Origin of the sequence: Psychrobacillus sp. FSL K6-1415 (assembly GCF_038003185.1) — a bacterium.
GTDB lineage: Bacteria > Bacillota > Bacilli > Bacillales_A > Planococcaceae > Psychrobacillus > Psychrobacillus psychrodurans.
The window spans coordinates 639,126-652,584 of record NZ_JBBOOQ010000001.1 but is presented as its reverse complement, the minus strand read 5'-3'; the positions used below and the strand labels follow the sequence as shown (position 1 = coordinate 652,584).

Genomic DNA, 13,459 nt, shown 5'->3' with positions numbered 1-13,459 from the left:
TTTCTCGTTCGAATTAGATAGGAATAATTTGTTCCATATAATCCTTAATCATTTCTTCACTCATTTCCCCTGTGATGACTTTCTCTATTTTACCATTTGGGTTGATAAGTAAGGTGGTTGGTAAAGGATTAATTTTGTAAGTTTCCATCACACTTTTTTTGTCATCGATTAGTACTGGAAAAGTTAATCCTTTACGATCTATAAATTTTTGAACCGCAAAATCAGACTCTCCTATATTTACCGCCAATATTTCTAGTCCCTGGTCTTTATATACTTGATAATGTTTATCCATAAGTGGAAATTCTCGTTCGCATGGTTTACACCAGGTTCCCCAAAAATTTAGGAAGACTCCTTTACCTTTATAATCGGATAGTTGATGTTTTTCTCCATTCATATCCACAAGGGCAAAATCTGGAGCATCATCCCCTACCTGTATTAACGCGGTTTTCTCCTTCGTTAAATTTGTATAAATAGTAAAAACAATCGCCACTACCATTAAAGCTAAAATAATTGTACGCATATAGAAGCGCTTTTTCTTTTTATCCATCGTTATGGCTACCCCTTCTTTAATGACTTAATTGCGTTTCCACAGCACTAGCATCATTCCTGTTATAAATGTAAATGCAATGAATGCCAAAAATGGAATTGTTACAAAACCAAACCAATTGATATATTGTCCTGAACATGGAACTCCGTTTGTACATGCACTGAACTCACTTAAAGAAGGAATTTTTTGCAGTGCATAATGATAACTTGATACTAGCATCCCAATCACTGACAGCGGAAGAATATACTTATAAATCTTTCCGTCATTCTGGTAAAAAGCGATACCTAAGAAAATGACAAGTGGATACATCAAAATTCGCTGATACCAGCAGAGCGTACATGGTATAAATCCCATCCGTTCACTAAAAAATAAGCTACCTAACATCGCTATAATTGACGTTATCCATGCTAAGAGAAGTGGTTTATTTACCATCTTTTGACTCATCTACCATTTCCACAAAATCATCCATGGTTTGTCCAGTAAATTCTTTACCACCAATATAAATTGTTGGCGTCGAATTGACACCCAGATTATTTGCTGTACTCATATCTTTATCCCAGGCATCCTTTGCTTTTCCTTCACTGAAGGCAAGCCTCACTTTTTCAACCTCTTCCTGAGTTGCAACTTCTGCTAAAACCGCACTCAAAAACTCATCTGACATTAAATTCTCTTGACCTGACTCGTTCGTTTGATTTTCGAATAGAAGATGATGGAACTCCCAGAATTTCTCGTTACCTAGTTCTTGATAAACCGATTCCGCAAATTGTGCTGACGTAGTCGAATCTGCAGCGATAAACGAATAATTCATAAAGTAAAATTTTGCTTTACCTGTTTCTACTAATTCCTCGTTAATCATCGGCAGGAGTGTGCTATTAAATTCTCCACAGTGCGGACATTTATAATCACCAAATTCAACTATCTCAACTGGTGCAGACTCTTCTCCTAGAAATGGTTGCCCCTCGTAATCTATTACTACTGAGTCTTCTTTAGCATTCGTTAACATGACTATAGCAATCAGGCATACTGCCAAAACACCGATGAACCAAAATATTTTCTTAGACAAATAAAACACTCCTCTTTTTGAATTAAAACTACATTATGTAGTGTAAAGTGATAAAAATTTACGCAAGAGCGTAAATAAAAAATGCACATATCAAAACAAATATGGCTAATGACAAAAATGCTTTTTTTAATGGAACCTGCCACCGAACATCCTTTAATGGATCTAATATATACTCAATCCGGTAATTTACAGATGTATCCGCAAATGATGCATATGCAAATGGCATTTTTTCTTGCTTGCCAACTTTCAACATCTTCAATAATGCACTACCTAAGTTCACAGATGTCTCCTGTTTATTAATAGCAAATTCATCTGCTAATACTTCCTTAATAATTCTATACTGATGATTGAACCACTTTAGAATCGGGATGTATCCAATTGTGGATCCACAAAGTGAAAGTATAAATATTTTTAAAGGATCACGATTGTTCTTATGATATATCTCGTGAGAAATGACAGCTTTTAACTCATCATCCGTTAGTATGCTTATCAATCCTGTTGATATAACAATTTGGGGCTTTACGAATCCCATGGTTATAGCTATTGGCGCAGGATTCGATACGATAATGATATCTTTTTCCCCGCTACTATGTGTTTGGTTCATATTGTTCGTGAGCAAATTATCTTTATATCGTTCAAAATGTCTTTTCAATCGTGAAGAATAGAAAAATTGAGAACTTATTTGCCAAATGGTGAGCAACAGCGTATAGATTACGAGTGCATCAAGTGCATATTCAAGTGAAGACAGTCCGATTCCCTTCAACCAGCTATGACAAACTACCACAATATTAAATTTGACGTTCCAACCAGCCAACATAGACAGGACATATAAAGCCATTTGAATAAAAATCGTTCCTGAGATGGCAAGTGACAAGAAAAATATAAATGAAGATTGACGTTTAGACATACACTACATATCCTTTTTCAATTCTTTAATTTTTTGCTCGAGCTTAGCAACTAAATCATCATCTACATCTTCTAGCGCGTCTAACATATGACTGACAACGACATTCCCGAACTCATCCATTAATTCATTTGTCATTTCTTTTGACTGCTGACTCAAAAATTCAACTCTTGACTGAACAGGCTTATAAAGAGATGACCTACCTTCTGCCCGCTTTTCAAGAATTCCTTTTTCAACTAAGCGGTTCATAACCGTCATCACTGTATTAAAGTTAGTCATCTTTTCCTTATCTAAAACTTGCTGAACATCCTTTATCGTCATTTCTACGTCATTCCAGAGAATATCCATAATTTTAGCTTCTAGAGGGCCAAAAAAGCGGTTTAATCCACTTTCATTAATTTTAAACTTTCTAATCAACATCAATTTATCACCTCACATTACTCATTGTAGTGCAAATGTTTCTCGAATGGAAGTATTTTATTCAAGAAATACTGTTGTTCCAAGTTAACTAGAGCCGAACGCAGTCTGGTAAGCCTGTCGATTACTCCGATTATTCACTGCTCCCAATTGCTATTGAATAAATTTCACCTGAAATGTTCATACTTCCAAAAAAGAAGAAGGTGAACACTTTGACTAAATTTGAATTAACCTTAAATGATTTTTATGTTGAAACTCTGAATGACATTGTTAGACAATTCAACGAACTTGTACCTGAGCATTCTTCATATTCTTATTCAGCGCAAGATGTAATTGAATTACTACTTGTTCGTGAACATGTGAATAGCGAATTAAAACTCATTAGACCTTGAAAAAGGTCTTCTTATATATTGAGATGTTCTTTAATCGATTTATGATGTCTTTTTCAGCTTTTCAAAGCCACTAAATTTAAATAACTCTGTTATGGTTCATTATAAAAATAGAACTACCAAAAGGAGAAAGTACCTATGGAATTAGTTGTTCATGAAATTAAACGTTTAGTAGAAGATTATTACAAATGCCCTAACTTCCTAATTAAAGAGCAAATCCTTATTGATATTGAACTCTTGAAAGGTGCATTACTACTTTTAAAAATCGACTTTGAATTAGATACTCCGTTAAAACATACTTGATAATACAACATCTTTTTCTAAACAAGAAGATGTGTAATTTTAATAATTAGCCTGAATATCTTCATAAATCAGACATTTACATATTTATGCTTTGCAAAAAGGAACATACTAATACTTTAAAAAATAATAGAGGGATATGAAATATGGACTTTAATTTAATATGGAAATCAATTCTAATTATTGTTGTTGGTATACTGCTAATACGTTTTTCTGGAAGAAGATCGATTTCTCAAATGACAATATCACAAACTGTTATTATGATTTCAATCGGGACACTCTTAATACAACCTATTGCAAATAAAAGTGTTTGGACTACTTTTTTTCTTGCAGCCATTCTCGTAATAACTTTAATAGTTATCGAATTTATCCAGACAAAATGGGACTTTACAGAGACATTTTTCACAGGCAAGTCAAAAATCATTATTGAAAATGGAAAACTAAAAGAGAAAAATTTATATAAGATGCGACTCACTGTTGACAAGCTTGAAATGAGATTACGACAAAACGGAATAGAAAAAATTTCTGATGTACAGTGGGCAACTCTAGAACCCAGTGGTCAATTAGGATATTCTCTAGTCGAAAAAAAGAAGTTTGCAACAAAGGAAGATATCGAAAAAATTCAAAACACTTTAGACACTGTTTTAATTCAATTTAACCAAATTAACATTCAAAAAAGTCCACAAACAAACAATACAGCTCCTAATATTTTTTCTGAAATAAAAAATGGACATCCCCAACACATAGATGAGCATCTTCAATAAATCATTTAAATTTTACTGTAGCTGCGCTTAATAGGTTTTATCAATTTCCACTGCCATCATCGTTTTTGGTGAACTTTATATTTTAAAATTGTTTTTTTTTACAAATATTATTAGAATATTTCCACAACTTATCCACAATGTTGATAACTTATTAAGTTGGATTTTTGCTTTCATAGCAGTCTGCACTTTCTTCCTCAATCTTCAATACTTCTTCAACTCATCTAGTTCAATCAATCATCCGATATGTAAGAATGCCAATAATGGAATCTTGGCGAATGTATTAAGTTCCCAAGTTCCTCCGTCATCTTCAAGTAATCCATTAAGAATACTGCATAAAGCAAAATAAGAATCTAAAAATGGATTGGTCAATTAATGACACAATCCATTTTTAGATTCTAGCTAATCAAATTTCATCCCTTTTAATAAATCTGCAAAAGCATTATTAATCGGCTCTTCTTCTTTATCTTGTTGTTTCAAATACTTCTGAACAGATTTTTTATCTACTTTACCGCCACCCTCTTTTTTACGGCGCGCTTCAAAAGCAGATAATTTCTCTCGATGACCACATTTACATACGAAAATTTGACCTTCTCCTTCCCCACGAAGTTCTAATTTCTTTTTACACTGTGGGCACCGAGCGTTGGTAACACGGGCTACATTTTTACGATGTCCACATTCGCGATCCTGACATACAAGCATTTTGCCTTTTTTACCGTTTACTTCAAGCATTGGTTTTCCGCAATCTGGGCAAGATTTCGTGGATATGTTATCGTGCTTGTATTTTTTATCGCTACCTTTAATCTCCGATACGATTTCTTTTGTGTAGTTTTTCATTTCCGATATAAATACTTCTTTTTTCAGTTTGCCATTAGCAATAGCTTCAAGCTTTTGCTCCCACTTAGCTGTAAGTGTAGGAGATTTTAATTCTTCCGGGACTAAATCGAGCAGCTGTTTTCCTTTTGAAGTTAGGTATATATCCTTTCCTTTTTTCTCCATTAAAAATGAATTAAATAACTTTTCGATAATGTCTGCACGTGTTGCGACAGTACCCAATCCACCAGTGGATTTCAATGTTTCAGCAAGGTTTTTATTTTGTGTTTCCATAAACTTCGACGGATTTTCCATTGCCGATAGTAATGTTGCTTCATTAAAACGAGCAGGTGGCTTTGTTTGTCCTGAAATCTGCGCAATTAATGTTACGTTTAAAGTATTCCCTTTTTCTATACGAGGTAGAATTTGTTCTTTTAAGTCTTCCGAAGTATCATCGTCTTCGAATCGATTTTCATATACTTCTTTCCAACCACTTGATAAAATAGTTTTCCCACTAGCAACGAATTTTTCATCACTGATTTTTGCACGAAGAGTTAATTGCTCGTATTCAAATGCCGGGAATAATACTGCTAAGAAGCGTTTTACTACTAAATCGTAAATTTTGCGTTCTTTATCATTAAAAGCTGAGAAATTTACATAGCCTTCTGTTGGAATAATCGCATGATGATCACTGACTTTGCTATCATCGACAAACGTTTTCGAAGCTTTTATAGGTCTCTTTAAAATCTTATTGGTTAGCAAGCGATATTCCCCTATACCACAAGCTTTAAGACGTTCAGCAAGCGTTCCAACAATATCCGTCGAGATGAAACGTGAATCTGTTCTTGGATATGTTAATACTTTGTGCTGTTCATACAGCTTTTGCATTATATTTAATGTATCTTTTGCAGAAAAACCAAAGATTTTATTGGCATCACGCTGAAGTTCCGTTAGATCATATAGACCAGGTGAATATGTTTTCTTTGGTTTCCTTTCAATTTCCGTCACCGTCGCATTAGCATTGCCTAGTTTTTTTACAATCGCATCAATTTTTTCTTTATCGAAGCTCCGGCTATTTCCTTGAGCATCTTGCCAAGTAAGCTTTAACTTATCAATAGTTTGCGCTTCTATTCCGTAATAAGTTTGAGCTTTGAAGTGTTTAATCTCTTCTTCCCGCTTAGCAATAATAGCAACGACTGGAGTTTGTACTCTTCCACAGTTTAGCTGCGCATTGAATTTTGTAGTTAATGCACGACTTGCATTTAACCCAATATACCAATCTGCCTCGGAGCGAGCTACAGCTGAAGCGTATAGGTTTTCATATGCTTTACCAGGTTTTAAGTTAGTAAATCCATCTTTAATCGCTTTATCCGTTACAGATGATATCCATAGTCGTCTAATTGGTTTATTTACTTTTGCTTTTGCAATAATCCATCTCGCCACTAATTCACCCTCACGACCGGCGTCAGTTGCTATAATAATCTCATTAACGTCTCCACGAGTAAGTTGAGATTTCACTGCATTGAATTGCTTTCCTGATTGTTTTATAACTGTAAGTTTAAGGTGATCGGGTAGCATAGGTAAATCTTCTAAATTCCACGATTTATATTTCACATCATAACTCTCAGGATCTGCCAAGGTTACAAGATGCCCTAAAGCCCAAGTAACAATATAGTCTTTGCCTTCTAAATAGCCATTTCCTTTTTTATCGCATTTAAGTACACGTGCAATATCACGTGCAACAGATGGTTTCTCTGCTAACACTAAACGTTTTGCCATTAATAACATCCTTTCATAAATCCCTACCCTAAATATATCACACGTTTTATATTGGTTCAGTTTTGTCCTAAAAAACATTACAACCTTATTTTAATATGCTACAAGGGTAATATAGTTTTATCTACACATCAAATTACTACTACGATTTAGTGTGTGTTTTCTATCATACGAATAATAGATTACTTAACTTGCCACTATTTTTTATTTATTTTTATACTCAATTCACTATAAATTATTCTAGAAACTCCAATACCGGTCACATTTACATCATTTCGTCGCTACAACATTACTTTTTTCTCACAAATTATATTCAACAAATGATATTATTGACATAATAATAAAGAATGAAAGAGGTGAAATAGTTGGATGCATATAATACTTTTACACAAACAATATTAAATACTTCTGAGGATTTAATCCTCGTTTTGGACGAAACAGGCAAGATATTAAATAAGAATAATGCGTGGAATATGATTAAGCATGTAAATGAATATACCCTCCTTATTACAGAAAACTTTAACTTCACCGATTTATTGGAGTCAACCTATAACTACGATCAACTAGATTCTATCCAACAGGTACTACGTGGTGAAATAGATGAATTTCGAAAAGAATTTACAAGCCTTATAGAAAGTAACCACTATAGTTACTTATTCCATACATATAAATTGAATCTTTCTTCGAATAGAATAGGTGCAATTATTATATATTCATTATCGAAAAAGCATCTGGTAGTTAATTCAGAGACGACTAATATTTTAGAAAGCATGACAGATGCTTTCTTTTCTGTAGATAAACATTGGAATGTTACCTATATAAACGAATACGGAAAAACATTATTAAGCAAAGTGCATACAAGCTTTAACTATTGTAATTCCGAAAGTCCATCTTTAATAGAAACAGAATTTTACCCTTTCCTTCAACAGGTTATGTTAGAGAAAAAAACTAGGCAACAGGAAATTTATATCCCTTCTATCCCAACTTGGTTCGAGGTAAAAGCCTACCCAATGGCTGAAGGAGGATTGTCCGTATTTTTTCATCATATAGCGGAAAGAAAAAATATAGAAAAGGATTTAAGAAGTCTTGCTTATTATGACTTTTTAACGAACTTGCCTAATCGAAGAATGACTTACGATATACTCAAGCACAAAATAAAAAAGAATCAGTCTTTTTCCTTTTTTTACATAGATTTAGATGGTTTCAAATTAATAAATGATATGTATGGTCATGCACGAGGGGATGCACTTCTTGTAGAAATTGCCAAGTTTTTTAACCAAAGTATGGAGATCGATAAAGTAGTTGCACGTGTCGGCGGGGATGAGTTTGTTATATTTACAGATGAAGTAAATAAGGAACAGCTAAGCGTTATAGCTAATAAACTGATTCAAGATTTCCAACAAACTTCCGAATCCAAATCAGTGCCCTCTATTCCACTAAGCCTTAGTATTGGAATTTCCAGGTATCCTATGGATGCACCTAACACTGATTTACTGTTTCGTTACGCTAATATTGCTATGTACGATTCAAAGAAACGAAATGTTAATAACTTCAGTTTCTTTGAACACTCTATGATTGAGGAATTAGAAAGAAAGGTAAATATTGAAAATGAATTACACGGGGACTTAAGTGAAACATCGCTTCATTTTGTTGTACAACCTCAGTTCAATTCTATAACTAATGAAGTAATTGGAATAGAGGTGCTCACTCGTTGGATTCATCCAAAATATGGATACATTACTCCCCCAGAGTTTATTGAAATTGCCGATAATAGTGGAAGAATTGAGGAACTAACAAAGTATTTAATCAGCGAGGTATTTGCCAAAGTTTCTAGTTGGATTCAAGATTATGGATTTGATAAGTCTGTAGCTATCAATATCACTCCTAAGCTACTTGGAAATAGGCAGTTTTTTAATGATTTAATCCATTTTATCCAGTACTATAGAGTTCCACCCCAAATGGTAGATATTGAAATTACAGAAAATGCAAACTTAGAAACTGATCAAAATATATTAGAAAATATTGCATTTTGTAGAAAGCATGGAATTCGCTTATCACTAGATGATTTCGGGACAGGATATTCAAAGCTAGCAGATCTTGTAGATTTTCAAATAGATAAATTGAAAATCGATAAGTATTTTGTGGACAAGATTGGAAAAGAAACAAATGCAGAACTCATTCTACATACATTTATGAATCTTGCCAAAGGATTAAAATGCGATGTTCTCGCTGAAGGTGTAGAATCAAAAGAACAGGTAGACTATTTAAATACTCTTGGTCTAACATACTTCCAGGGATATTATTTCTCAAAACCTATTTCTTTCGATGAATTTGAAGAGAACTACCTAAAAGACAAAAAATTATAGACAGGTGAAGGAAAAGTGCATTTTCTTCACCTGTTTTTTTATGCATATTTATCGAACAACACTAAAGTAATTTTATGGAATGGAAAGGACTTAACACTATTCATTTCCATTGTAGTGGAACACTTTCCTCTGACGATGCCAAGTCTCCTAAGGTCAATATGATAATGGCCACAAAAATCCCCCTTTACTTATATCGTATTAAGCGATACAATCGATTTATACGATATAAATGGAGGTTGCTATGGAATTAAACAAATATTTTACGGATATTTATTATTATTTACATCCTAAACATCAACAAATCATTTCTCACCAAAGTGTTCGTATACTGCAAATTATTCAAAAGGAAGAATTAGTTACAGTCAGTGATATAGCTAATGCTTTAAATATTTCTCATAATACTGCATCTGAACATGTGAAAAAGCTTGAATACAACGGTTGGGTTATAAAAGAACGACTGAAAGAAGACCAACGAAAAGTCTATTTACAATTAACGACAGTAGGATTAGAGGTAGTAAAGCAAAATACAGAATTAGACGAAACAAAATTACAACAATCATTATTTAAATTATCGAGTGAGGAACAAACTTTGGTGTTAAAAGCTTTCCGCATATTGAGTGAGGTAGTCAAATAATGTGGTGGATGAAAATCATTAGCTCAGCTTTTATCATTGCTTGTGTTACAGAGCTTGCAAGAAGGTTTCCATTATATGGTGGAATTATCGCTGCCCTTCCCCTTATTAGTTTAATGAGTATTTTTTGGCTAACTTTTCAAGGGGAAACAAGCAGAGAAATTCAAACCTTTACACTAGGTGTACTTGTTGGATTGCCTGCTACAATTGTTATGCTACTTGCAGTTTATATGATGTTAAAGAACTCATTTCCTTTTGTATTGGCGATAATAGTGGGCATCCTATCTTGGGGAGTTTTTCTCGGGATACAAAAATTAGTTCTTGCACAATTTAATATACAACTATAAATACTAAAACCTCCTGTCAAATGAATTGATAGGAGGTTTTGATATAATGGTGAGTGAAATAATAAGGTTTTATCGCTTCTATTTTATTTGAATGGAAGCAGAGCCGTCTAAGTAATTGGGATATGCAATGAAATCTAGTCTAATAGGGTTAATTATATCTTTTTCATCTAAAGTATTTATAGAAAATTGTTCTTTATCGTTGCCATGATTACTTTGTCCAGGTATATCAACTATTTCACCTTTTGCATTTTCTCCTTGAGAAAATAAGGTATACATATAATTCTCTCTAATCGGATAATATTTAAGTTCGATTGTATTGTCGCCAATGTTTAATACTTCTATTTTTCTATGTGAAGGCTGCTCCAGTATTTCCTTCTTTGCAAAATCTACTAGCAAGTAGCTTTCTTCTTTAGGGAGTGCTTGCACTTTATCGAACTTTAAATATAGCTCTTTCGGCTCCTTAAAATAATTACTTTGCAAGAAGTACGTATTTTCTTTGTTTTGATTTTCACCACGACCAGAAATCCCATTACGAATAGAACTCCATATTTCACCGTTTTCATCTTCTATCCGCATATCCTCAAACTGCAATATTTTCATTTTGTTTTGTTTGTTAAATTCTAATGTAACAGCTACTCTTAATGGATATATCTTTATTTTTTTTACTTTTATTTGTTGACCTTCTATCTCAACGGTTTCATTTAATGTATATATTTTCCCGGGCTTAATTTCTTTTTTGAGTGTAAAAGGTACATTGAAAGGCGTTGTTTTGTTATTTTGCTCTACATCAAACTGAATTTCAAAATTATTGCTTGTAAATTGTTCTGTCTCTCCAAAAACAAAACTAAATTTGTCCACTATTCTATTTGCTGTTTCTTGGTCTGGTAGATCATAACCAACAGATGCTATTAGTTCGTGTCCATCGTTAAATACCTTAACTACTTGGTAATCCATGCCTTCAAGTGAATGGGGAGCTTCTAATGTATAAAAGACTTCTGCACCTGTTTCATCAATAATAATTCCATCGACAGTAAGGGTCATATTATCTTTAATTTGGCTTTTACCGATTGGTTCATAATAATCATTTTCAACGATTGCTTTCATGCCTTTATCTAGCTGAACGAGGTGCACTAACCTATCCATGCCTGGTATTGTAGAAATAGCACTTGCAAATGCAGGTGATACACGAATGGATGCCACGAAGGTTAGTAGTAGAATTGCAACAACTGAAAAAGCCCATAACGTCTTTTTACGCTTTTGCTTTTTGTTTTTCGCTTGGAGTACCCCTTGCTGAATAGCATCATTTACGAGTTGTTCAGGTACTTCAACTTTTTCTAACCTATTTTTAGTTTCTTCAAGCATTTGTTCTTCCTTTTCAAACATGGTCCGCATCTCCTTTCTCCGATAGAAAACATTTTAATGACTTGAGTGCTTTGTGAAGCCTTGACTTAACAGTGCCTTCTGGAATTTTCTCTAGTTCTGCAATTTCTTTTATTTTCGTATTTTGAAAGTACTTTAGAAATATTAACTGCTGTTCAACACTAGACAAGGATTCTATTGCTTCGTTCATCTCTAGGTGAGTCGCATCTTCAAACCCTATCTTCTGTAGCACCTCGCTTGAACTATATCTTTTACGCTTTTTCAACTGGTCCTGACAGTAATTCATCATGATACGAACTAGCCATGTTTTCACGTAGCTTGGTTCTTTAACTGTATGTATTTTTTGATATGCTCGAAAAGTTACTTCCTGCATCGCTTCAAGTGCATCATGTTCATTTTTTAAAAATGCAAAAGCCGTACGATATAATGTATCTTTATATAATTGCATTAACTTTAAGAAAGCCTGGTCATCCCCTTTAATGGCTTTTTTAGCAATTTCTGATTCTACCACTCGGTCACCCCCTTGTTCTGATATACATTAGACATTGCAAAGTCGAAAAAGTTCATATAAATCTTAAATTTATTTTCTTATGAATGGTTATGAATGTGATTATTAAAATGGATATGATAATAAATTGTGGTTACTTGCGCTCACAAGCTGGTTACTTGCTTTCAGCTCATTTTAACTTGCTCACCAGATAGATTTACTTGCGCTATTTTATATTTACTTGCTCTCCCGTTGCTATTACTTGCCCTTAGGATATTTTTTCCATAAGCAGGTCACTTTCTCATACTCTTTCAGCTATTAAGCATTTGTTACTCCATATAAAAAAAGATGTCTCGATTTACCGAGACATCTTAGTTTAGACATTGCAAAGTCGAAAAAGTTCATATAAATCTTAAATTTATTTTCCTATGAATGGTTATGAATGTGATTATTAAAATGGATATGATAATAAATTGTGGTTACTTGCGCTCACAAGCTGGTTACTTGCTTTCAGCTCATTTTAACTTGCTCACCAGATAGATTTACTTGCGCTATTTTCTATTTACTTGCTCTTCCGTTGCTATTACTTGCCCTTAGGATATTTTTTCCATAAGCAGGTCACTTTCTCATACTCTTTCAGCTATTAAGCATTTGTTACTCCATATAAAAAAGATGTCTCGATTTACCGAGACATCTTAGTTTAACTTAGTGTGCATCTATTGTTTCCTTGCAGAGGTTTTTGCTCATTTCGGCGTATTGGACAAATACGCGAGCTAGCTCTCTTAAACGATCATGTACATCACTATCAATAATGACATTATTTTCATCGAAATGGCTTTTATGAGTATACACATAATTAGGTGTAACTAGGCATCTAAAATAATCTAATATCGGTTTCAGCTGATTTTCAATTACAAGATGATGCTGATATGTTCCTCCATTTGCCACGATTGATACTGGTTTATAGCGCATTGACTTTGGATGTAGGAAATCGAATGTGTTTTTTAGTACACCTGGTATGGACCCCTGGAAAATAGGTGAAGCAATTATAAAACCATCCGCTTGGTCAAATTTACTTACAAGCAGCTTCATATCATCGTTGTAGTTTTCAAATGGACGTCCATCTACAAATTGATGCTCGTAATTTGAAAGGCTAATAATTTCTAATTTGTACTCTTTATTAATTTCTTCTATATAGTCTTTCACTTGATCTAAGATGACACCTGTTTTCGTGCCAATTATCGTTCCGTCTACGAGTAGAATTTTCACAATACAGAA

At 33.6% G+C, this 13,459-nt stretch carries 14 protein-coding genes; 5 read left to right on the top strand and 9 right to left on the bottom strand.

What is annotated here, in order from left to right; all coding sequences use genetic code 11:
* Positions 1-13: 13 nt before the first annotated feature.
* From resA to MKY60_RS03150, 5 genes are read right to left on the bottom strand one after another with little or no spacing between them, the layout of a single operon-like run.
* On the bottom strand, positions 14-547 hold the full coding sequence (resA, locus tag MKY60_RS03170; RefSeq protein WP_340879018.1) for a thiol-disulfide oxidoreductase ResA: 534 nt from the start codon (positions 545-547) through the stop codon (positions 14-16).
* Positions 548-574: 27 nt separating this feature from the next.
* Complete coding sequence (locus tag MKY60_RS03165; RefSeq protein WP_090564593.1) at positions 575-979, bottom strand: disulfide oxidoreductase; 405 nt, start codon at positions 977-979, stop codon at positions 575-577.
* Complete coding sequence (locus MKY60_RS03160) at positions 969-1,619, bottom strand: DsbA family protein (RefSeq protein WP_241595086.1); 651 nt, start codon at positions 1,617-1,619, stop codon at positions 969-971. Before MKY60_RS03160 ends, MKY60_RS03165 begins: the two co-directional genes overlap by 11 nt.
* Positions 1,620-1,668: 49 nt before the next feature.
* Positions 1,669-2,517, bottom strand: coding sequence for a M56 family metallopeptidase (locus MKY60_RS03155; RefSeq protein ID WP_340928537.1), 849 nt, complete (start codon positions 2,515-2,517; stop codon positions 1,669-1,671).
* Between the two features lie 3 nt (positions 2,518-2,520).
* Positions 2,521-2,934 (bottom strand): BlaI/MecI/CopY family transcriptional regulator, encoded by a 414-nt coding sequence (locus MKY60_RS03150; RefSeq protein ID WP_090564599.1) that lies wholly within the window; start codon positions 2,932-2,934, stop codon positions 2,521-2,523.
* A gap of 524 nt (positions 2,935-3,458) precedes the next feature.
* Between MKY60_RS03150 and MKY60_RS03145 the strand changes: the two genes are divergently transcribed.
* Both MKY60_RS03145 and MKY60_RS03140 read left to right on the top strand, forming a co-directional pair.
* A complete protein-coding gene (locus MKY60_RS03145) occupies positions 3,459-3,623 on the top strand; it encodes a hypothetical protein (RefSeq protein WP_241595083.1) in 165 nt (54 codons plus the stop codon).
* A gap of 143 nt (positions 3,624-3,766) precedes the next feature.
* On the top strand, positions 3,767-4,384 hold the full coding sequence (locus MKY60_RS03140; RefSeq protein ID WP_241595081.1) for a DUF421 domain-containing protein: 618 nt from the start codon (positions 3,767-3,769) through the stop codon (positions 4,382-4,384).
* Positions 4,385-4,783: 399 nt separating this feature from the next.
* Here the strand turns inward: MKY60_RS03140 and MKY60_RS03135 are convergent, their stop codons facing one another.
* A complete protein-coding gene (locus MKY60_RS03135) occupies positions 4,784-6,973 on the bottom strand; it encodes a DNA topoisomerase III (RefSeq protein ID WP_241595079.1) in 2,190 nt (729 codons plus the stop codon).
* 362 nt (positions 6,974-7,335) lie between these two features.
* Between MKY60_RS03135 and MKY60_RS03130 the strand changes: the two genes are divergently transcribed.
* The 3 genes from MKY60_RS03130 to MKY60_RS03120 all read left to right on the top strand — a co-directional run bounded on the left by MKY60_RS03130 (position 7,336) and on the right by MKY60_RS03120 (position 10,314).
* Positions 7,336-9,336 (top strand): sensor domain-containing protein, encoded by a 2,001-nt coding sequence (locus MKY60_RS03130; RefSeq protein WP_340928534.1) that lies wholly within the window; start codon positions 7,336-7,338, stop codon positions 9,334-9,336.
* A gap of 241 nt (positions 9,337-9,577) precedes the next feature.
* Positions 9,578-9,970 carry a MarR family transcriptional regulator gene (locus MKY60_RS03125; RefSeq protein WP_241595077.1) on the top strand — a complete coding sequence of 131 codons (393 nt, stop codon included), beginning with the start codon at positions 9,578-9,580 and terminating at the stop codon, positions 9,968-9,970.
* Positions 9,970-10,314 carry a DUF3147 family protein gene (locus tag MKY60_RS03120; protein ID WP_241595075.1) on the top strand — a complete coding sequence of 115 codons (345 nt, stop codon included), beginning with the start codon at positions 9,970-9,972 and terminating at the stop codon, positions 10,312-10,314. Before MKY60_RS03125 ends, MKY60_RS03120 begins: the two co-directional genes overlap by 1 nt.
* A 78-nt stretch (positions 10,315-10,392) precedes the next feature.
* Here the strand turns inward: MKY60_RS03120 and MKY60_RS03115 are convergent, their stop codons facing one another.
* The 3 genes from MKY60_RS03115 to MKY60_RS03105 form a co-directional block, all read right to left on the bottom strand.
* The gene (locus MKY60_RS03115) at positions 10,393-11,697 is read right to left on the bottom strand and encodes a DUF4179 domain-containing protein (RefSeq protein ID WP_241595073.1); all 1,305 of its coding nucleotides are present in this window, start codon (positions 11,695-11,697) and stop codon (positions 10,393-10,395) included.
* Positions 11,690-12,205 (bottom strand): sigma-70 family RNA polymerase sigma factor, encoded by a 516-nt coding sequence (locus tag MKY60_RS03110; RefSeq protein ID WP_090564613.1) that lies wholly within the window; start codon positions 12,203-12,205, stop codon positions 11,690-11,692. Before MKY60_RS03110 ends, MKY60_RS03115 begins: the two co-directional genes overlap by 8 nt.
* Positions 12,206-12,886: 681 nt before the next feature.
* Positions 12,887-13,450 carry an NADPH-dependent FMN reductase gene (locus tag MKY60_RS03105; protein WP_093493704.1) on the bottom strand — a complete coding sequence of 188 codons (564 nt, stop codon included), beginning with the start codon at positions 13,448-13,450 and terminating at the stop codon, positions 12,887-12,889.
* Positions 13,451-13,459 lie beyond the last annotated feature (9 nt).